Genomic DNA, 21,199 nt, shown 5'->3' on the forward strand with positions numbered 1-21,199 from the left:
CGCGCCCGGCTGCAATCTGAAATAACATGTGCCGTTCCGCCATCTCGACGGGACGGCACATGTTGTTTCAGCTCGCACTACCATAATATGAATGCGCACTTGATGCCGTGAACAGCACGGGCGTGCAAGGATCGTAACCGGGAGGGACGCGCATGGCCAGACATTTGAAACAACAACCTGCACACATGCGCCGTGTATATATGATGCGCCGCATCGTGGCCCTCGTGATTGTTGCGCTGTTCGTCGCGCTCGTCGTGATCAGCGTGCGCGGCTCGCATCAAGCCCGCAACCAGCATGCGGCAATCGCGACATCCGCAGCTTCGTCCACTTCATCCGCTGCTTCCTCGCCAGCTCCATCCGCATCGTCCCCTTCAGCTGAGCAATCCTCACCCAAGTCGTCCTCACCCAAGCCATCCGCATCGTCCTCCTCCTCACCGAGCGCCGATCCCAAGCAGCAAGCCGAGCAGCAGGCCAAGCAAGAGGAGCAGCGTCAGCTCGACGCGCTCGCCGCCCCATTAAGTGACGATGAACGTTCCGCAATCCTCGCGTCGGCCAAGAAAGCTTCCGAAGATCAAGGCAAGCAGCCCATGCAGATGGTCTATTGCGTGTCCACTAAAGGGAATGTGGGTTCAGCTGACGGGTTCGCCGACACGGTGTACCGCGTGCTGAACAACGAGCATGGATGGCCGCGTTCCGGCGTCGTGTTCACGCAGGGTGACGAGTCGAACTGTACGGTCACAATCACGCTGTCGCAGCCCGAGCTCGTGCCGTCGTTCTCGGAATATTGCTCGCCTGAATACAGCTGCCGCGTGGGTTCTGACGTGATCATCAACAAGAAACGCTGGGACAATGCTGTGGACGACTGGCTCAAGGCCGGTGGCAATCTCGCGATGTATCGCACAATGGTCATCAATCATGAGATGGGCCACGCGCTCGGGCATCGAGACAATGAAACAACGTGCGCAGGGGAGGGGAAGAAAGCCCCGCTCATGCAGGAACAGTCGATGTTCCTCAAGGGTTGCGTGCCCAACCCGTACCCGCTCGACGACGAGCAGTGGACGACATTCGTAGGCCCCAACGCTTAACATTCGAGCCGTCCGTTCGCTGCACTGCAAATCTTTAGCTGCACAACCGCAGCGGATTCGCAGCAGCTCCTCCGCTTGAACAAAGAAAGGCTCCGTGGTATGACGGGTCGATTCGCGCCCACCCCTTCAGGGCGTATGCACATCGGCAACGCCTATGCGATGCTCGCCGCGTGGTTGGGCTCGCGCTCGCAAGGCGAGGGGCTGCTGCTGCGCATTGAAGATATTGATACGCCACGTGTGGTGCCCGACGCCGACCGTTGGATCATGGACGACCTGCATTGGCTTGGTTTGGATTGGCAAGGCGATCCTGTCTACCAGTCGCAGCGCACGCCGATTTATGAGCAAGCGTTGCGTACGCTGGCCCAGGAGCCGCTGGCCATTTATCCATGTTTCTGCTCGCGCGCCGAGATTCGCGCGGCCAGCGCTCCGCAAGAGGGCGACGGGTTCGTCGTGTATCCGGGCTTGTGTCGCGGCGCGTGGGAACGTCACGATCCGCAGGTGCGTGCGATTGTGGATTCGGATTGTGATTTCCGCCCAACTCTCAATGGCGATTCCAACGCCACAAATACCCCCGCGACACTGTCCAAATCCGATGCTTCACGTGAAACACAGCGTCACGCGCTGCGCTACGCCGTACCTGAGGTGGCTGCCGAGCAAGGTCGCATCGAGTTCGATGACCTCGTATATGGCGCACAACACTTTGATCTGGGCCGAGACCTGGGAGACACGGTGGTGCGACGTTCCGATGGCCTGTTCGCGTACCAACTGGCCGTCACCGTCGATGATTTGCTCGAAGACGTGAACCAGATTGTGCGCGGTCGCGACTTGTTGCGTTCCACGGCATTGCAACTGAACTTGCGTGCCAATTTGGTGGAACGCGGGTTTGTGCAACAACTACGTGGCGATAATGCGACTGTGACGCAACCGCAGTTCGCGCATTTGCCGCTCGTCGATAACGCCGCCGGTGTGCGTCTGGCCAAGCGCACACGGTCGCTTGATTTGGGATATTTGCGCAGCGTTGGCGTACGACCTGAGCAAGTGATCGGCTGGTGTGCGGCGTTGTTGGGCCTTGACGTGCCAGGTGTGACCTATGACAACGAAGGTCACATTGATCCGCAGCGTGACGATTTCCGTCCTGCACCAATCAGTGCGCATGAAGCGTTGGACCTGTTCTCATGGCAAGCGGTGCGTGACGCGCGGTACGACAAAGCCGTGCCGCACAATCTCGCTGAACGGCTCAAAGCCATCTGAACGCGTCTGTGCTGTTGCAACCATGAGTAGGGTGTAGCATAGAGCGGAACATAAGGGAGGGCGGCAGCGATGGTGGCCTACATGGAACACAAGGATCTGGCGGCAACAGCGATCAGTGACGAGCGTGCACGCGAAATCACTGATAACGTGCATCGCGCATTGGATCAGCTGGCGCAGGCTGTGGCAGACGCTGGGCGTCCCGAAGGTTGTGTGCAATTGCTGGCCGCCACAAAAACGCGTGACGTTGGTGAAGTGCATGCGGCCATTCAAGCCGGCATCCGGCTGATTGGCGAAAACCGCCCGCAAGAGATTCTGGCCAAAATTGACGGACTGCGTGAACTGTGTGCCGCGGATGGACTGCAGGTGGGTCGTCAGGACGATGATGCGGCGCCTGATGTGCCATTGCATCTGATCGGCCAGCTGCAAAGCAACAAAATCGGCAAAATCCTGCCGTTTACGAATGTGATTGAATCCGTGGACTCCTTGGACCTCGCGCAGAAAATCGCTCGCCGGGCTGTAGCGCACACTATGACTGTGGATGTGCTGCTCGAAGTCAACGAATCAGGCGAGACCAGCAAATCGGGATGCGCTCCTGAACAGGCGCGAGACATTGCAGGAGCCATCGGCGCTCTTGACGGCGTGCGGCTTGTAGGGCTGATGACAGTCGGCGCGCATGTGGACGATGAAGCCATTGTGCGTCAAGGATTCGCCCATCTGCGTGAGTTGAGGGACGAACTCGTTGCGTCTGGCGAGCAAGGTACCGATGAATGTTTGCAGCTGTCGATGGGTATGAGCGGCGACGCCGCCTGGGCTATTGATGAAGGGTCAACACAAGTGCGGTTGGGCCGCGCGATTTTTGGCGAACGATTGTTTGTGTAACCACACTGGGCATGCGCTGAACTGATGTGCAATAACGGTTCCTGATTTGCCAAGATGCCTGAGATTGAGGATTTTCGAGGGGATGAATTGATAGTTTTGTGCTGCTAGTGTTCCAACCCATCGGATTCACCAACAGATGGGGGAAGACCCAGAGCGGATGGCCGCCCTGGATGGTGATGCGGCCCTCGTGGTGGATCGCGGGATCGAGGGGAGCGATCTGGCGCATGGCACTCCTTTGTGTGCGGGAAACGGACGCTGACAATCTAGCGTTCTTTCGTCGTGCCAGAAACAGAGGTGTTGGAACGGGTGAAGCGCTCCAGTTATGTTTCGGATGGAAGCTGTGGTCCGGATGGGGTTGCTTCTCAGGGGGATGCTTGCACAGAGGGACGCCTCGGCTATGCCACGGGCCTCCCTGCGCACCACACACGCTCCACCTTCCACGTCTCGGGATCCGTGAGCAGCATATCGCCGGCATACCCAGGCGCAATCAGGCCCAGGGGTGCACCGGTGATGGCATTGGGCCGATTCAGCCCCAAGGCGCGCGAGGGGGTGAGGGTAGCGGCCTCCACGGCTTCGGCGGCGGCGAATCCCAGCTCGAGCACGGCACGCGCGACGGCATCTTCCAGCAGGAGCGTGGATCCGGCGATTGCGCCGTTGGAGGCCAAGCGTGCATGGCCATCCACCACGGTGACGTCCAGGGCGCCCAGGAGGTAGTGCCCGTCGGGGCAGTCGGTGGCCGCCATGGCGTCGGTCACGAAGGCGAGACGGTGGGGTGCGAAGCCCCAAGCCATCTGCACCACAGGGTTCTGCACGTGGAAGCCGTCGTTGATGAGTTCCGGCGTGACGCGCGGGTCGGCCGTCACGGCGGGGATGGGACCCGGCTCGCGGTGGTGGATGCCGTTCATCGCGTTGAACATGTGCGTCATGATGGTGGCGCCCGCGTCGATTGCCTCACAGGCCGTCTCGTAGTCGGCATCGCAGTGGCCGATGGCGGGGGCCACGCCCGCGGCGGCGAAGGCGCGGATCGCCTCCATGCCGTGCGGCAGCTCCGGCGCGATGGTGATCTGCCGCAGTGCGCCGTCGGCGGCCGCCAGCAGCCGCTCCACCACGGCGGGTACGGGGTCGACCAGGCAGTTCGGGTCGTGTGCGCCCTTGCGTGCCAAGGCCAGGAACGGCCCTTCGAGATGCGCGCCGAGGATGTCCGGCCGCATGTCCATCTGCTCGCGCACGACCCGCAGGTTGCGTTCCATCACGTCGAGTGGATTGGTGATCAGGCTGAGCACCTGCCGGGTGGTGCCGTGCACCATGTGGCAGGCGCGCGCGGTGGCGATGCCCTCGGGGCCGTCGTCGAAGGAGGCGCCCCAGCCGCCATGTGCGTGGATGTCCACGTAGCCGGGGGTGAGTGTGCGGCCGGCGGCTTCGACGACGTCTTCGACGCCGACGGCCGCCGCATCGAAGCCCTCGTCGGTGGTGCCGACGGCGTCGATGGTGCCGTCGCGCACCACGACCCAGGCATGGTCGCGCACGCCGCGCGCGTCCACAAGGCGCGCGCCGCGGATGGCGGCGTCGCGCGGCGGTGCGGCCAGCGCCTGCGTGACCGCTGCGGTGATGGCGGGATGGTCGGTGGTCATGGTGAAGCTCCTTGGGACGGTGACGACTTCCCGCACTGCCGCGGCGCGGGCAGGTGCGGGAAGGTACGGGATGTCGGTCGGGTGTGTGGGCCGGACGCCGCAGCGGCGCACACACCTGTCAGATGCTCTGCCAGGCGGGCTTGTTGTCGTAGGCCCAGCGGTAGTAGTCGGCGTCGCGCAGCCTGGAGGCAGCCGCGGCGTCGACGATGACGGTGGCGTGTGGGTGCAGCTGGAGCGCGGACGCCGGCCACAGCGCGCTGATGCCGCCCTCGACGGTTTGCGCGATGGCCTCCGCCTTGTGCTCGCCGAAGGCGAGCAGGATGAGGTGGCGTGCCTTCATGATGGTGCCGATGCCCTGCGTGATGCAGTGGGTGGGCACCTGGTTGATGTCGCCGTCGAAGAAGCGCGCGTTGTCCTCGCGGGTCTGTCGGGTGAGCGTCTTGATGCGCGTGCCGCTGGCCAGCGAGGAGCCGGGCTCGTTGAACCCGATGTGGCCGTCGGTGCCGATGCCCAGGATCTGCACGTCCACGCCGCCGGCCGCCTCGATGGCGGCGTCGTACTCACGTCCGGCGTCCATGATGGTGTCGAGGTTGCCGTTGGGTACGTGCACCAGTTCCGGCGTGAGCCCCAGCGGCTCGACGACGGTGCGCGTGATGGTGCTGCGGTAGGACTCGGGGTGCGCGGGGTCGAGTCCTGCGTACTCGTCGAGGGCGAAGCCGCGCACGCGGCTGACATCGATGTGCTCGGCCTTGACGATGGCCGCGAGTGCCTGGTAGGCCGCGAGCGGGCTGGAGCCGGTGGCCAGGCCGAGGACGGCGTCCGGCTTGCGTGCGATGAGGTCGGCCACGCAGCGTGCGTAGATCTCGCCGGCCTTGGCTTCGTTGTCTACGATGATGAGTTCGGTCATGGTGGTAGTTCCTTGGGGGAGTGGGAAAGGTGCGGTAGGTGGTGGCGGTGTAGAAATTGTTCAGAAAAATGAACAATTTCTAGGGGGGAGGAAACTCACTGCGTGGCCAGGGTCACCTCCTCGGGGGTGCGGGCTGGCTCGAGGCCGCAGGCGCGCAGCACCTCAGCCACTGCTTCCACGTTGGCGCCCTGCAGGGGCAGGACGGGATCGGGCATCTGGTTGGTGTCGAAGACGCCCAGGAGCGCCAGGGCGGTCTTGAAGGCGCCGACGCCGGCGCCGAAGCCGGCGACGCCGCTGGTGACGGTCACGATGCGCATGAGCGCGGCGAGCCTGTCCTGCTCCTTGCGCACGGTCTCCCAGTCGCCGGCTTCGGCGGCCTTCCACATGCGCACGTAGCCGGTACATTCCACGTTGCCCAGGCCGGGGACGGAGCCGTCGGCGCCGGCCATGTAGGCGCCGTCGACCACGACTTCCTGACCGGTGAGCAGGGTGAGCGGATGACCGGCCTTCCTGTTGTCGTCCACGAGGAAGCGGAAGGAGACGTCATCGCCGGAGGAGTCCTTGACCCCGGCGAGCACGCCGTCGAGGCCGAGGCGGATGAGCATGTCGCCCGGCAGCTTGGTGTGCACGCATACGGGGATGTCGTAGGCGAACAGCGGCAGGTCGACGGCATCGTGGATGAGGCGGAAGTGGCGTTCGACCTCGGGCATGCCGCCCAGCGCGTAGAAGGGGGCGGTGGCGACGATGGCGTCGGCGCCGAGCTCTTTGGCGACCTTGGCGTGTTCGATCACGCGGCGCGTTTCGGTGTCGATGCAGCCGACGAGGACGGGTACGCGGCCGTCGACAGTCTCAATGGCGGTTTCGATGATCTCGCGGCGGCGTTCATCGGTGCTGAAGACGACCTCGCCGGAGGAGCCGAGGATGAACAGGCCGTCGACGCCGGCTTCGATCATGCGGTTGATGGACCGCGCGAAGCTGGTTCGGTCGAGTTGACGGTCGGCGGTCAGGGGGGTGACGACCGGCGGGATGACGCCACGGAATTGCTTGGTCATGGGAATCAGTGTCCTTTTGCTGTCGGGAAGTCGGTTGGAGGGGTTGGGCGGGGCCGCGTGGCTGCGGCCCCGCGATGGCGGACAGTGGATGGGTGTTCAGACCGCCGGCGCGCATTCCGCGGCGGTGGGGTGCAGCAGCGAGGGCGCGGCGCCCAGCAGCAGCTGCGTGTACGGATCCTGCGGATGGGTGAGGACCTGCCTGGCGTCGCCGTGCTCCACGATCTGCCCGTGGTTCATGACGATGATCTCGTCGGAGACGTAGCGGACCGTCTGGATGTCGTGGCTGATGAAGACCATCGACAGGCCGAGCTCCTTCTTGAGGTCGGAGAGCAGGTTGAGGATCTGCGCACGTACTGACACGTCGAGCGCGGACGTCGGTTCGTCGGCGATGATGGCGTCCGGCTTGAGCGACAGTGCGCGGGCGATGGCCACGCGCTGTCGCTGGCCGCCCGAGAGCTGCCCGGGCAGCGCGTTGAGTGCCGACTTGGGCAGGCCAACCATGTCGATGAGCTCGTAGGCACGGCGGGCGCGTTCCTCGGGGCTGCCGGTCTGGTGCACGATGAGCGGGTCCATGAGCTGGTCCTGGACACTCATGCGGGCGTTGAGCGCGGTGGCCGGGTCCTGGAAGACCACGGAGACCACGCGGCCGATGCGCATGCGGTCCTTGGCGTTGCGGTGCGTGACGTCCTTGCCCTTGAACATGACCTGGCCGGAGGTGACCTGCTGCAGGCCGCACATGACATTCGCCGTGGTGGACTTGCCGCAGCCGGATTCGCCGACGATGCCGATTGTCCTGCCGGGCATGAGCCTGAGGCTCACGCCGTTGACGGCCTTGATCTTCTTGGGTCGCAGGATGGACCCGGCACGGGTCTTGAACTCGACTTCGATGTCCTTGAGTTCGATGATCGGGGTGGTGCCTTGCGTGTTCATCTGGAATCTCCTGGTTCTCGCCGCGTCATTGCAGCACGGGAATCTTCGGTTCGGGGTCAGTGTCGGGCGGCTGGACGGTGACCTTGGTGCTGAGGGCCCGCTCGATGGCTCGGTCCACGTCGGGGTTGTCGGCAGGGGTGTCGGACTTGTCCAGGTCGTCCGGGTGCACCGCGTAGAAGTGCCAGGTGCCGGGTACGCGCTTCATGACGGGCTTGACGTCCAGGCCGCGCGTCGGGTGCGAGGAGCGCGGTGCGAAGCGGTCGCCCTTGGGGAAGTCCGCGGGGCTGGGCACCGAGCCGGGCACCTGGTGCAGCCGTCCGGAGCCGGCCTCGATGGAGGTGACGGATCCGAGCAGGCCGCGGGTGTACTCGTGGCGGGGGTCGGTGAGGATCTCGCGTGCGGCGCCCTGTTCGACCACCTGGCCGGCGTACATGACGGTGATCGAGTGCGCCACCTTGGCGACGAGCGCTAGGTCGTGGCTGACGAAGATCATCGCGAAGCCGAGCTTTTCGCGCAGTTCGTTGAGCAGGTCGATGACCTGCTTCTGCACGGTCACGTCGAGTGCGGTGGTGGGCTCGTCGGCAATGACGAGCTTGGGGTCGCGGGTGAGGGCCATGGCGATGAGCACGCGCTGGCGCTGGCCGCCGGAGAGCTCGTGCGGGTAGGATTCCAGCACACGCTGGGGGTCGAGACCCACCAGTTCGAGCAGTTCCTCCGCGGTGCGGGTGCCTCCGCGGGAGGTGAGCTGCTTCATCTGCGCCTTGATGAGCATGGACGGATTGAGCGAGGAGAGCGCGTCCTGGTAGATCATGGCGATCTCGTGGCCGCGGATGGAGTTGTAGCGCTTCTGGCTCATGCCGACCAGGTTCTCGCCCTCGAAGAGGATCTCGCCGCTGATCTCGGCCTTCGGGTCCAACAGGCCCATGATGGCCAGGGAGGTGATGGACTTGCCGCATCCGGACTCACCTACGAGGCCCATGGTCTCGCCGGGGCGCACGGAGAAGTTGAGGTGGTCGACCACATCCACGTCGCCGTGGCGTGGGAACTTGATGCACAGATCCTTGACCTCGATGACGGGTGCGGCCTTGCTGCTCGGCTCGAGGCGGTCGGTGCGGCGGAATTCCGCGTCCCTGAGGGCCATGAGGGAGGCCTCCAGGGTCTCGGCCTGGGCGGCGTAGGCGGCGACCGGGTCGATCAGGAGACGGTCCTCCTCACGCAGGTGCTCCTTCTCCTCCTCGGTGCGCTTGATCGGGGCGGAAGGCGCGGCCACCATGGCGTCGGTGAGGCCCTCGGAGAGGATGTTGAGGCACAGCACGGTGAGCATGATCGCCAGGCCCGGGAACAGTGCCTGCCACCAGAAGCCGTAGATCACGCCGGCCTTGGCGCTGGAGAGGATGTTGCCCCAGGTCGGGGTCGGCTCGGGGATGCCGGCGTTGATGAAGGACAGCGAGGCCTCGAAGACGATGGCGTCGGCCACGGAGAGCGTGGTAAAGACCATGACGGGGGCGGCGATGTTGCGGGTGACGTGCTTGAGGAGCAGCCAGGGGGCGCGGGCGCCGGAGACGATGCCGGCCCTCACGTAGTCCTTGCCATACTCGCTGATGATGTTCGCGCGGACGATGCGGGCGATCTGCGGTACGTAGAGGATGCCGATGGAGATGACGATGCCGATCATCGACTGGCCGAGGATGGAGACGAACACGGCCGCCAAGGCGATGCCCGGGATCGACATGACGATGTCGATGCAGCGCATGATCACCTCGGAGATCCAGGTGCGGCTGACCGCGGCGACTGCGCCGATGAGGGCGCCGACGACGAGGGCGAAGGCGATGGAGGACAGACCGATGACCAGCGAGTACCGTGCGCCGTACAGGACGCGCGAGAGCACGTCGCGGCCGAGGTTGTCGGTGCCGAAGAGGTGGCCCATCGAGGGGGAGCGGTAGGTGAGGGTGATTTCCTGCGGGTCGTGCGGCGCGATCAGCGGCGCGAAGACGGCGCAGATGACGAGCAGCGAGATGAAGACGACGGAAATCCTGGTGCCCAGCGACATCGCCTTCCAACGCTTGAAGGTGAGCTTGCCGCCGGCCTTGTCGATGTTCTTGACTGACAGTGTCTTGGAGAAAAGCATGGCGTCACACATTCCTGATTCGCGGGTTGATAAGGACATAGAGCAGGTCGACGACGATGTTGATGATGATGAACGCGAGTGCGACCACCAGCACCACGCCCTGTACCAGCATCGGCTGGTTGTTGTTGATGCCGTCGAACATTGCGGTGCCCATGCCGGGCAGTGCGAAGATGACCTCGATGACGATCGCGCCGCCCATGAGGTAGCCGATCTTCATGCCGAGTACGGTGACCGGAGTAATCAGGGCGTTGCGCAGCACGTTGCGGGCGATGACGATCGACTTGGGGATGCCGGCACCCAGGGCGGTGCGCACGTAGTCCTTGTCGAGTTCCTCGACCATGGAGGTGCGGATGATGCGGGTCATGGAGCCGGCCACGGGCATGGCCAGCGCGAAGCAGGGCATGGCCATGCGGCGCATGTACTCGAGTGGGTCCTGGCTGAAGGGGACGAGGTCGCCGGCGCCGGGGAGCCAGTCCATGCGGATCTGCAGGAAGTAGATGAGCAGGACGCCTAGCCAGAAGGCGGGGGTGGCGATTTCGATGATGGAGATGACGCGGATCGTCTGGTCGACCCAGGTGTCGCGGTAGAGGGCGGCGAGGACGCCGAAGACGACTGCGATGACGAGGGCGATGGCCAGGCCGATGAAGGTCAGCTGGAGGGTCAGCGGGAAGGAGGTGGCGATGCGGGCGGCAACGGAGTCCTTGTTGACGCCGTAGACGCCGAGGTTGCCCTGCAGCATGCCTCCGATGTAGTTCCAGAACTGCTTCCACCAGGGCAGGTCGAAGCCCATCTCGTGGCGGTAGGCGGCGAGTGCCTCGGGGGTGGCGCTTTCGCCGAGTGCGGCGACGGCCGGGTCGTACTTGGAGAACGACATGAGGAAGAAGACGAGCAGCGTGACGCCGAAGGCCATGAACGGCAGGGCGATGAGGCGCTTGCCCAGGATTCGCAATAGGTTACTCACTGGATGCTCCTGTTGTGGATGGTGGATTGGGCGGACTGCATCGTTGCAGCCCGTTCGGGGTGCCGGCGGATGCCGGGGCCCGGTCAGTGGTTCAGCTTGGCTTGCAGGAGGTCGAGGCCGGTGGTGCCGATGGCCTCGCTCTCGGAGAAGACCCCTTTCTTGAAGGCGGTGGTGGTCTTGCGGTGGAAGAGCGGGTAGATGGGCACTTCCTCGGCGATTACGTCGTAGCACTGGTTCCAGTACTCTTGGCGTTCCGCGTCGCTCTTGGCGGCCAAGGCTTTGTCCATGAGTCCGTGGAGCTTCTTGTAGCCGTCGGTGCCGTACCAGAAGGTGCGCTGGCGGGTCCAGGTGTTGTCGCCGTAGAACCAGTTCATGAGCAGGTCGGCATCGTCGCCGAAGACGGAGGGGTCACCGGCTACGAGGGCCATGGAGAAGTCCGCGTCGTCCTTGTCGGTGATGTTGGGGTAGAGGGCGGAGGATGCCATGGACTGCAGGTCGGCTTCCATGCCGATCTCGGCGAGGTTGTTCTTGATCTGCGGGGCCAGCTGGGTGATCCAGGACTGGTCGGTGGAGTAGAGGGTGAACTTGACCTTGCCGGTGACGCCGGCTTCCTTGAGCAGCTCCTTGGCCTTCTCCACGTCGTGGGTATAGACCGTGGAGGCCTGGTGGTAGGCGGGGTATTCCTCGATGAGGTAGCTGGTGGTGGGGGTCGCCTGGCCGGCCATCTGGTTGTCGATGAGCTGCTGGGCGTCGATTGCGTAGAACACCGCCTGGCGCACCTTCGGGTTGTCGAAGGGGGCTTTCTTAGTGTTGAACATGATGTAGGGGGCGTTGAAGGCCTGGACGGTCTTGAGGTCGGCGCGTTTGGAGAGCACGTCGAAGGCGAGGGTGGGCACGAGCTCCATGACGTCGACCTTGCCGGTCTGCATGGCGGTGACGCGGGCGGTGTCATCCACGGCCACGTTCCACACCATGTTCTTGCATTGGGCGGGGTACTCGCCGTTGTACAGGTCGTTCCTCACGAAGGTGACCTTCTGGTCGGTGATCTCCACGTACTTCCAGGGGCCGGATCCGATGGGCATCGCAGTCAGCTGGTCCTTGTCCATGGTCGCCGGGGCCACCTTGATCAGGGCGAGGCGCTCCTTGAAGGCGGGGAAGGCGTACTTGAGCCTGAAGGTGACCTGGTGGTCGCCCTTGGGTTCGACCGATTGGATGAAGTCGAGCATCGGCACGTACAGGCCACCTTTGGTGGTGGAGCGCTTCCAGGAGGCGACGACGTCCTCGGGGGTGACGTCGGTGCCGTCCGAATACTTAGCGTTGTCACGCAGGGTGACCACGTACTCGGTGTCGGAGACCTGCTCTGGCTCGTCTTTGGCGAGTGCGTTGTACATGGAGTAGTCGGAGTAGTTGAAGGCGTAGAGCGGCTCCACCACGTACCAGTTGGCGGACATGGCGAGGGCGCTGGAAGTGGAGTTGGGGTTGAAATCGCGGCTGGCGTAGGCGGCTTCGGCGGTGATGGTATCCGTCACCGAGGTGCCGCTGGTCGCCTGCTGGCTGCCGCACGCGCCGAAGGCCAGGGCGCCGAAGACGCTGATCAGCGTGACGGCCGCTGCCTTGAGCAGTATCTGTGTACGCTTCATTGCTTTCCTTGCTTCATTGGAGGGATGGGGCAATGCTTGGAGAAACGTCGTTGTTTCGAAGCTGAGATAATCGTAAGACATCAGATGTCTGATTGCAAATCGGGCTCAGCGTTTCGTCGGGATGCTTCATGGGAATGTGCTGAATGATTGATGTTAAACGGTTCAGGTGCCGTAATGCAGGCGTGCATATTTTCTCTCACAGTGAAAAATGGGCATAGGTGCATGAGTTCTGTTGTCTGTTGTCTGATGAATTGATACAGTAGAGGCAGTCATTCACGTTCAAGGAGGAACCATGACCACCCCTCACTACGTCGTCGGGGCATACGCCTCGCTTCCCGACGACCGCGGCGCCCAAGGGGAGTACTACGCGCTCCTCGGTACGCAGCCCTGGATCGACGGCGCCGAACTGCCCTTCCCCGGCGACCTTGCCGCCCCCGGCGCCCGTGCCTGGCTCGCCCGCCGGTTGCCCGCCCATTGGCACCACAACACCATGACCCTCATCCCGGGCACCATGCAGCACGTCGGCCGCACGCCCGGCTTCGGACTGGCCAGCCCCCAGGAAGAAGGACGACTCGCCGCCGTGCGCTTCGCCAAGGATGCGCGCGACGCCATCGCCGCGCTCGCCGACGCCCGCGGTGCCAACGACATCGCCTACCTCGAGATCCATACCGCCCCCACCGCGCTCGCCGACGTCGACGCTATGCGCCGCTCCCTCGCGGGACTGCTCGGCTGGGACTGGCTCGGCACACGCCTCGTCATTGAACACTGCGACCGCCACATCGACGGCCAGACGCCCGAAAAGGGCTTCCTGCCGATCGAGGAGGAAATCGCCATCGCCCAGGACGCCGGCATCGGCATCACCGTCAACTGGGGGCGCAGTTGCGTCGAAGGCCGCGACGCCGCCCTGCCCGAGACCCACGTGCGTGCTGCCGCCGATGCCGGTGTCCTGACTGGCCTCATGTTCTCCGGCGCCGGCCCCGCCGCCAGTCGCTACGGGTACCCCTGGATCGACGGCCATCTGCCCATGGCCTCCGACGAACCCGTCTCCTGGATGGACGCCGCGCGCATCGCCGACTGTACGGCCGCCGCCGACGTGCCCACCCTCGCCTACCTCGGCGCCAAGGTCTGCGTGCCGCCCGACGCCGACCTCGACACACGTGTCGCCCACCTCGCCCACATCCACGACGCGGGCCTGCTTAAGGAGGCCGTGTGATGCCCACCTACCTCACCATCGACCTCGGCGGCACCAAGATTGCCACCGGCTTCGTTACCCTCGACGACGTCGGTGGCACGCCCGTCGTCGAGGACCTGCGCACCATCCCCACCGAAGCCGCCCGCGGCGGCGATGACATCCTGCGCCGCCTCGCCGCCCTTGCCGCCGACCGCGTGCGCGAACGCGACGGACTCGCCGGCGTGGGCATCGGCTCCGCCGGCGTCGTCGCCGACGGCACCATCATCGCCGCCACCGACCTCATCCCCCGCTGGACCGGCCAGCGCGTCGCCGACGCGCTCGCCGAGGCCACCGGGCTGGGCGTCGGCATGGTCAACGACGTCGTCGCCCACGGCCTAGGCGAAGCGCACCACGGAGCTGGCCGCGGCCATGCATGCATCCTCTCCATCGGTGTCGGCACTGGTATCGGGGGCGCCCTCATCGAGGACGGCCATCCCGTCACCGGCGCGCACGCCGTCGCCGGCCACATCGGCCACATCGCCCACGGTCTCGGCCGCGGCGTGCGCTGCTCCTGCGGCACCGACTGCGGACACATCGAACCCGTCGCCAGCGGCACCGGCCTGGCCGCCCTCTACAACCTCATGAAGGACGACGCTACGCCGGCCGTCGCCGGTGGCAAGGACGTCTCCGAGCTGGCGGCCGGTGGCGACGCCTTCGCCGCCGAGGTCATCGCCCGCTCCGCCCGCGCGCTCGGCGAGGCACTCGGCGGCGCCGTCAACCTGCTCGACCCCGACGTCGTCGTCGTCTCCGGGTCCGTCGCTGAGTCGGGCGCCTTGTGGTGGGACGCCCTGCGCGCCGGTTTTGCCGACTCCGCCATGGCCCTCACCCGTGCCATCCCGCTGCTGCCCGGCGAGCTCGGGGGCGCCGCACCCCTCATCGGGGCGGCGGTCGCGGCCGCACAGGTCATCGGGGAGCACGCATGCCCCCAGCATCCCTCCATCGCATCCATATGAATAATAAGTAAGGAGTCCCCATGCATCCCCTCATCGAAGGTCTCAAGGACGGTCTCGTCGTCAGTTGCCAGGCCTACCCCGGCGAGCCCATGCGCCATCCCGAGACCATGGCGCAGATGGCCATGGCCGCTGAGCTCGGGGGTGCCGTCGGCATCCGCTGTCAGGGGCTGGCGGACATTGCCGCCATCAAGGGCCAGGTCAAGGTGCCTGTCATCGGCATCTGGAAGGAGGGCGACGAAGGTATCTACATCACGCCTACCCTGCGCCACGCGCGTTGCTGTGCGAACGCTGGCGCGGACATCGTCGCCATCGACGCCACCCGTCGTCCGCGCGCCGACGGACTGACCTACGCAGAGACCGTGCGCGCGCTGCACGACGACGGCACGCTCGTCATGGCCGACTGCGGCAGCTTCGCCGACGCCGAACAGGCCGTCGAGGCGGGCACCGACATCATCTCCACCACCCTCGCCGGCTACACCGGCGAACGCGAGAAGACCGACGGCCCTGACCTCGAGCTGCTGGGGCAGATGGTCGACGCCTTCCCCGGCGTGCCCGTCATCTGCGAGGGGCGCATCCACACGCCTGCCCAGCTGGCCGAGGTGATGGAAGCCGGCGCATGGGCCGCCGTGGTCGGCACCGCCATCACGCACCCCACCTCGATTACCAGTTGGTTCCGCGACGCGCTCCCCGCGCGCTGAGTGGGAGAGTCCGCCATGCGCATCCTGCACGAACCGCTCACGTCGCTCGACGGCACCGAAGCCGAGCTCGAGTGCTATCTGCTCGACAACTTCCCCGAGATCGACGCCGACCGCCGGCGCCCCTGCATCGTCGTCGTGCCCGGCGGCGGCTACCTGGAGTGTTCACCGCGCGAGATGGAGCCGATTGCCGTGCGTATGCTCGGCTACGGTTTCCAGGCCTGTGTGCTGCACTACTCGACTGCGCCCTCGCGCTTCCCGACGGCCCTACACGAACTGGCGGCTGCAGTGGCGATGGTGCGCGCGCACGCCGACGACTGGCACGTCGACCCGCATGCCGTCATGGTGGCCGGCTTCTCCGCCGGTGGCCATCTGGCCGCCGACCTCGGCGCGGAGTGGAACGGCGCGCTGCTCGCCAGCTTCGGCTTCGACGCCGAGTGCATCCGCCCCGACGGCCTCATGCTCGGCTACCCGGTGATCAGTGCTGGCGAGTATGCGCACCGGCCTAGCTTCGAGCGACTGCTCGGCGACCGCGCCGGCGAGCAGGCGGTGCGCGACGCCGTGTCGATCGAGCTGCGGGTGACCGCTGCCTTCCCGCCCACCTTCCTCTTCCACACCATGACCGACGCGACCGTGCCGGTGGCCAACTCGCTGCTGCTGGTAGACGCGTTGCGGCGTGTTGGCGTGAGCGTGGAGGCGCACCTGTTTCCCACTGGGCGCCACGGTGTGTCCCTCGGGACGCGTGAATCCATGTATGCCGACGGCACAGGCGTGGAGGAGTGCGTGCAGGTGTGGCCCGACCTGTTCCGTGACTGGATGGGTCGGTTGTCGGGCACCCGTTCCGCTCACAGATAAGATATCTGATAACATAGGACCAAGGGGATGCCCGGCGGTGACCGCCGCCGACACCTGCAGACCATTCCGCATCCCTCCATACGCCATGTATGGAGGGCACTCAACGAGGAGCAATCATGCAAGCCGGTACCTTCGACGACATCCGCACGCGCATCGCGTCCTTTGCCGCCGTGGTGCCGCCGTCCGCATCGTCCGGTGCGGCGGTGCGCCCCACGGCCCTGCAGACTCCCAGCCGCTGCGAGGCGGCCATGGACGCCATCAAGTCCTACATCATCCGCAAGGGGCTGCGCCCCGGCGACCCCCTGCCCAATGAGGCCACGCTGTGCGACGAGCTGGGCGTCTCGCGCTCCTCGGTACGCGAGGCCGTACGCAAGCTCGAGGCACTGCACATCGTGTCCGTGGTGCACGGCAAGGGCATGTTCGTGGGAGACCTCTCCCTCGAACCCTTGGTGGAGACCCTGAGCTTCCGCGCCATGACCGGGGGCATGGCCGAGATAGGCGAGTTGCGCGACGTGATTCAGGTGCGTCGCATCCTCGACCTGGGCGTCTCCGAACAGGTCGTGGACGCCATGCGCGGCACCGAGCAGCCGCGCCTGCTGGAGCTGGCTGAGCAGATGGCCGTGAACGCCGCCATGAACAAGACCTTCCTCGAGGCGGACATCGAGTTTCATGCCATCGTGCACCGGGCTTCCGGCAACGTGGTCCTCTCCCAGCTGGCCGACAGCCTGTGGCTGGTGCATATGGCCATCCTGCCGCAGATCGGCCTGTCCGTGAGCGAGGACATCGTGCAGAGCGCCGAGTCCCACCGTGTGATGGTCGAGACCGCCGTCTCCGGCGATTTGGAGGCCTACCGACAAGCCGTCATCGACCACTATCGTCCGATCGAGGGGATCGTGGAGACGTATATGAGGGGGCATGAGGCCGTGGAGTAGGGACTGTCTGCGCGGCTCAAAGAACGTGCGCAAAGCATGGAATCCGGCGAGAAGCGCTCCGTAATGGCGCATGCGTAGACTAGAGCTATGAGAATTGCACGGTTTTTGCATAACGACATGCCTCAGTACGCTTTCGTCCAGGAAGATCCGGCTGATGGCAAGGATTATTTGATTGCGCTCGATGGATTCCCGCTTGCGGGAGGCGCCATGAACCCGACCGGCGAGCGCTTCCCGTTGGATGGCGATGGCATCCGCTTGCTGTCTCCAATCATTCCGTCGAAGGTCTATGGCTTGGCGAAGAACTATGAGGCCCATGCCAATTACATGTATGAGCATGGCCAGTCACCGATCAAGCATGCGCCCGAAGAGATGATGATTTTCATGAAGCCGTCGACGAGCGTGATTGGCCCTGATGATCCTATTGTCTATCCGACGTTCTCGAACGACATGAACTTTGAGCCCGAAGTCGCTGTGGTCATGGGTCGCATCGCGAAGAACGTGTCGGTGGCCGATGCGATGGATTATGTGCTGGGCTTTACGTGCACGAATGATGTGACGTTGCGTGATTTGCAGCAAGGCGATCCGATGTGGACGCGTGCCAAGGGTTTTGACACGTCGTGCCCGCTGGGTCCGTGGATTGTGACGCGTGACGAGTTCAATTGGCAGGATGCGCGTATCTCGTTCACGCTCAATGGTGAACCAGTAGAGAAGGCCAGTGGTACGACGGCCAATCTGATTCATTCGATTCCTGAGCAAATCGCATTTATCTCGAGCTTCACGACGTTGCTGCCTGGCGATGTGATTTTGACGGGTACTCCGGATGCTTCGGGCAAGTTGGAATCGGGTGACGAGTGCGTCGTGCATGTTGATGGCATTGGCGACCTGCGCAACATCGTCGTACGCGCCTGAGAGCGTTGGCGACGGTGAAACTGTCAATGGAGCAAGTGCGGAAATACTCATGAAAAACTCCCAAGCCGAGCACCGCTGACGGGGGCGTTGGCAATCCCTGAACTTGCTATGAGTTTGCTATGAATTTCATGCAAAAGGCTGTCCGCTAAAAGTGGGCAGCCTTTTGTTTGTTGCGGAGCACAATGGCTGTGTACGTAGTAGGTATGCGCGCTGTACTGACGAAACAAAGTTGAGCGTAAGTGACTCAAGTTTGGAATAAAGCGGGGGCTGAACGTGTTGGTTGTTGTAGAACAACGAACCGAACTGCCGCAAGGTCAGGCAGTTGGTGACATGGGAGGAATACATGGAACAAAATCTCACACGAATGGCCCAAGAAGCCTTGGGTGACGCTCTACAGAGTGCAGCCGCTGCAGGAAACCCGCAAGTTGACCCGCTGCACTTGCTTGACGCGCTGCTGCGTCAGGAAAACGGCGTGGTGCGCGGCCTGATCCAGGCTGTTGGGGCCGATCCGCAGAAAATCGGTGCGCAAGTACGTAACGCGCTCGTCGCGCTGCCGGCTGCGAGCGGATCGAGCACGGCGCAACCGCAGGCTTCGCGCCAGCTGTCGATGACGATCAGCAATGCCGACAAAGACATGAAAGAGTTCGGCGACGAATACGTGTCGACCGAAATGCTGCTGCTCGGCATCCTGCAAGCCGCGCCGAACACTGCGGCCGATATTTTGACGTCGAACGGCGTGACTGAAGCGGCTGTCAAGAAGGCGATTCCTGAAGTGCGTGGTGGCGCCAAGGTGACGAGCCCCGATGCGGAAGGCTCGTACAAGTCGCTCGAGAAGTTCTCGACGAACCTGACCGAGCGCGCGCGTGAAGGCAAGCTCGACCCCGTGATCGGCCGTGACCAGGAAATCCGCCGCGTGATTCAGATCCTGAGCCGTCGCACGAAGAACAACCCTGTGCTGATTGGTGAGCCGGGCGTCGGTAAGACGGCCGTTGTTGAAGGTCTCGCGCAGCGCATTGTGGCCGGCGATGTGCCGAGCACGCTGCAAAACAAGACGCTGATTTCGCTGGATCTGGGCTCGATGGTGGCCGGATCGAAGTACCGCGGCGAGTTCGAGGAACGGTTGAAGAGCGTACTCGACGAAATCAAGCAGTCCGACGGCCAGATCATCACGTTCATTGACGAGTTGCACACGATTGTGGGCGCTGGCGCGGCCGAGGGCTCGATGGACGCCGGCAACATGCTCAAGCCGATGCTTGCGCGTGGTGAGCTTCGTCTGATTGGCGCCACGACGCTCGACGAATACCGCGAGAACATTGAAAAGGACCCGGCTCTCGAACGCCGTTTCCAGCAGGTGTTCGTGGGCGAGCCGAGCGTGGAAGACACGATCGCGATCCTGCGCGGCTTGAAGCAACGTTATGAAGCCCATCACAAGGTCACGATCGGTGACGACGCGCTCGTGGCCGCGGCAACGCTGTCGAACCGTTACATCAACGGCCGTCAGCTGCCTGACAAGGCCATCGACCTTGTGGACGAGGCCGCTGCCCACTTGCGTATGGAACTTGACTCGCAGCCCGAGGAAATCGACGAGCTGCAGCGCAAGGTCACGCGCCTTGAGATGGAAGAAATGCAGCTCAAGAAGGCCGAGGACGCCGCGTCCAAGGACCGCTTGGGCAAGCTGCAGAACGACTTGGCAGACACTCGCGAGCGTCTCTCCGGCCTCAAGGCCCGCTGGGACGCTGAAAAGGCCGGCCACAACAAGGTCGGCGACCTGCGCGCCAAGCTCGACGAGAAGCGCGTTGAGGCCGACAAGGCCACGCGTGAAGGCGATTTGGCCAAGGCCAGCCGCATTCTCTACGGCGAGATTCCGGCCATCCAGAAGGAACTGGCTGACGCTGAGCATACGGCCGAGCAGGAAGCCGTCTATGCGCACGAGACCGAGCCGATGGTGCCCGACCAGGTGGATGCCGACTCGATCGCGGGCGTTGTGGCTGAATGGACGGGCATTCCGGTCGGCCGTCTGATGGAAGGCGAGAACGAGAAGCTGCTGCGCATGGAGGAGTTCCTTGGTGACCGTGTGATTGGTCAGCAGGAAGCCGTGCGCGCCGTTTCGGACGCTGTGCGCCGTTCTCGCGCTGGCATTTCCGATCCGAACCGTCCGACCGGCTCATTCCTGTTCCTTGGACCTACGGGCGTGGGCAAGACTGAGCTGGCCAAGGCGCTGGCCGAGTTCCTGTTCGACGACGAGCGTGCGATGGTGCGTCTTGACATGTCCGAGTACATGGAGAAGGCTTCCGTGTCGCGTCTGATTGGCGCCGCCCCGGGCTACGTCGGCTATGAGGAGGGTGGTCAGCTCACTGAAGCTGTGCGTCGCCGTCCGTATTCGGTCGTGCTGTTCGACGAGGTGGAGAAGGCCAATCCGGAAGTCTTCGACATCCTGCTGCAGGTGCTCGATGATGGCCGTTTGACGGACGGTCAGGGCCGTACTGTCGACTTCAAGAACACGATTCTGATCATGACGTCGAACCTGGGTTCGCAGTTCCTTGTCGATCCGAACATGAACGAGGAAGACAAGCGCAAGGCCGTCATGGCCGCCGTGCACTCGCAGTTCCGTCCTGAGTTCCTGAACCGTCTCGATGAGCAAGTCATCTTCCAGCCGTTGACACAGAAGGAACTGGGCCGCATCGTTGATCTGCAGGTGCAGCAGGTGGCTTCGCGTCTGACGGACCGTCGCATCACGCTCGACGTGACGGAAGCCGCACGCGATTGGCTGGCCGAGACTGGTTACGATCCGGCGTACGGCGCGCGTCCGCTGCGTCGCCTTGTGCAGACGCAGGTTGGCGACCAGCTGGCGCGCATGTTGCTGGCTGGCAAGATCAAGGACGGCAGCACCGTGCTCGTCGATCACACGGGTGGCGACCAGCTTGAGCTCAGCGTGCATGATTCCGACCCGCTCGCGGGCGACACGAACCCCGAGGACACGTCGATCGAGATCAACAACGGGCCGCACAACGACCCGACGAGCCCTCACGACGACGACTTTCGCGATTCGGACCGTCCGGCCATCTGACCGTAGCGCGGTTGAGTGGTCGTGTGGCCGTTGAGTTGAGCGGCTGTTGGACTGGACAGCTGTTGAGCTGAATAGCAAAGCCGGCTCCACGTT

The 21,199-nt window shown here is 64.1% G+C and carries 17 protein-coding genes; 10 read left to right on the forward strand and 7 right to left on the reverse strand.

The annotated features are described in order from the left end of the window. Positions 1-152: 152 nt before the first annotated feature. From BGLCM_RS02975 to BGLCM_RS02985, 3 genes are all read left to right on the forward strand, one after another. A complete protein-coding gene (locus BGLCM_RS02975) occupies positions 153-1,085 on the forward strand; it encodes a DUF3152 domain-containing protein (protein WP_044084717.1) in 933 nt (310 codons plus the stop codon). Between the two features lie 99 nt (positions 1,086-1,184). Then, positions 1,185-2,336, forward strand: a complete 1,152-nt coding sequence (locus tag BGLCM_RS02980) for a glutamate--tRNA ligase family protein (RefSeq protein WP_044084719.1) — start codon at positions 1,185-1,187, stop codon at positions 2,334-2,336. A gap of 69 nt (positions 2,337-2,405) precedes the next feature. Beyond that, positions 2,406-3,215 (forward strand): YggS family pyridoxal phosphate-dependent enzyme, encoded by an 810-nt coding sequence (locus BGLCM_RS02985; RefSeq protein WP_006295728.1) that lies wholly within the window; start codon positions 2,406-2,408, stop codon positions 3,213-3,215. Positions 3,216-3,610: 395 nt separating this feature from the next. On the opposite strand, the gene nagA is transcribed toward BGLCM_RS02985, so the two are convergent. The 7 genes from nagA to BGLCM_RS03020 form a co-directional block, all read right to left on the reverse strand. Then, positions 3,611-4,846: an N-acetylglucosamine-6-phosphate deacetylase gene (nagA, locus tag BGLCM_RS02990; protein ID WP_044084720.1), complete on the reverse strand. Its 1,236-nt coding sequence runs from the start codon at positions 4,844-4,846 to the stop codon at positions 3,611-3,613. 118 nt (positions 4,847-4,964) lie between these two features. After that, a complete protein-coding gene (nagB, locus tag BGLCM_RS02995) occupies positions 4,965-5,753 on the reverse strand; it encodes a glucosamine-6-phosphate deaminase (RefSeq protein ID WP_006295939.1) in 789 nt (262 codons plus the stop codon). A 95-nt stretch (positions 5,754-5,848) separates the two neighbouring features. Next, positions 5,849-6,805, reverse strand: coding sequence for a dihydrodipicolinate synthase family protein (locus BGLCM_RS03000; protein WP_006295940.1), 957 nt, complete (start codon positions 6,803-6,805; stop codon positions 5,849-5,851). 96 nt (positions 6,806-6,901) lie between these two features. Next, on the reverse strand, positions 6,902-7,735 hold the full coding sequence (locus BGLCM_RS03005) for an ABC transporter ATP-binding protein (RefSeq protein ID WP_006295941.1): 834 nt from the start codon (positions 7,733-7,735) through the stop codon (positions 6,902-6,904). A 25-nt stretch (positions 7,736-7,760) separates the two neighbouring features. After that, positions 7,761-9,863, reverse strand: coding sequence for a dipeptide/oligopeptide/nickel ABC transporter permease/ATP-binding protein (locus BGLCM_RS03010; protein ID WP_044084722.1), 2,103 nt, complete (start codon positions 9,861-9,863; stop codon positions 7,761-7,763). A gap of 4 nt (positions 9,864-9,867) precedes the next feature. Then, positions 9,868-10,824, reverse strand: a complete 957-nt coding sequence (locus BGLCM_RS03015; protein WP_006295943.1) for an ABC transporter permease — start codon at positions 10,822-10,824, stop codon at positions 9,868-9,870. A gap of 83 nt (positions 10,825-10,907) precedes the next feature. Further along, positions 10,908-12,464, reverse strand: coding sequence for an ABC transporter substrate-binding protein (locus BGLCM_RS03020; protein WP_044084723.1), 1,557 nt, complete (start codon positions 12,462-12,464; stop codon positions 10,908-10,910). A 292-nt stretch (positions 12,465-12,756) separates the two neighbouring features. Between BGLCM_RS03020 and BGLCM_RS03025 the strand changes: the two genes are divergently transcribed. The 7 genes from BGLCM_RS03025 (at position 12,757) to clpB (ending at position 21,106) form a co-directional block, all read left to right on the forward strand. Continuing rightward, complete coding sequence (locus BGLCM_RS03025) at positions 12,757-13,677, forward strand: DUF4862 family protein (protein ID WP_006295946.1); 921 nt, start codon at positions 12,757-12,759, stop codon at positions 13,675-13,677. Beyond that, positions 13,677-14,648, forward strand: coding sequence for an ROK family protein (locus tag BGLCM_RS03030; RefSeq protein ID WP_044084725.1), 972 nt, complete (start codon positions 13,677-13,679; stop codon positions 14,646-14,648). The genes BGLCM_RS03025 and BGLCM_RS03030 overlap by 1 nt, the downstream gene beginning before the upstream one ends. Positions 14,649-14,668: 20 nt before the next feature. Next, complete coding sequence (locus BGLCM_RS03035) at positions 14,669-15,346, forward strand: N-acetylmannosamine-6-phosphate 2-epimerase (RefSeq protein WP_006295889.1); 678 nt, start codon at positions 14,669-14,671, stop codon at positions 15,344-15,346. 15 nt (positions 15,347-15,361) lie between these two features. Then, positions 15,362-16,198, forward strand: coding sequence for an alpha/beta hydrolase (locus tag BGLCM_RS03040; RefSeq protein WP_044084730.1), 837 nt, complete (start codon positions 15,362-15,364; stop codon positions 16,196-16,198). 116 nt (positions 16,199-16,314) lie between these two features. Next, positions 16,315-17,130 (forward strand): FadR/GntR family transcriptional regulator, encoded by an 816-nt coding sequence (locus tag BGLCM_RS03045; protein ID WP_148401482.1) that lies wholly within the window; start codon positions 16,315-16,317, stop codon positions 17,128-17,130. Positions 17,131-17,217: 87 nt separating this feature from the next. Then, positions 17,218-18,039: a fumarylacetoacetate hydrolase family protein gene (locus BGLCM_RS03050; protein WP_006295885.1), complete on the forward strand. Its 822-nt coding sequence runs from the start codon at positions 17,218-17,220 to the stop codon at positions 18,037-18,039. A 343-nt stretch (positions 18,040-18,382) separates the two neighbouring features. Then, a complete protein-coding gene (clpB, locus tag BGLCM_RS03055) occupies positions 18,383-21,106 on the forward strand; it encodes an ATP-dependent chaperone ClpB (protein ID WP_006295884.1) in 2,724 nt (907 codons plus the stop codon). Positions 21,107-21,199 lie beyond the last annotated feature (93 nt).

The sequence above is a fragment of the Bifidobacterium gallicum DSM 20093 = LMG 11596 genome (assembly GCF_000741205.1).
Classification (GTDB): domain Bacteria; phylum Actinomycetota; class Actinomycetes; order Actinomycetales; family Bifidobacteriaceae; genus Bifidobacterium; species Bifidobacterium gallicum.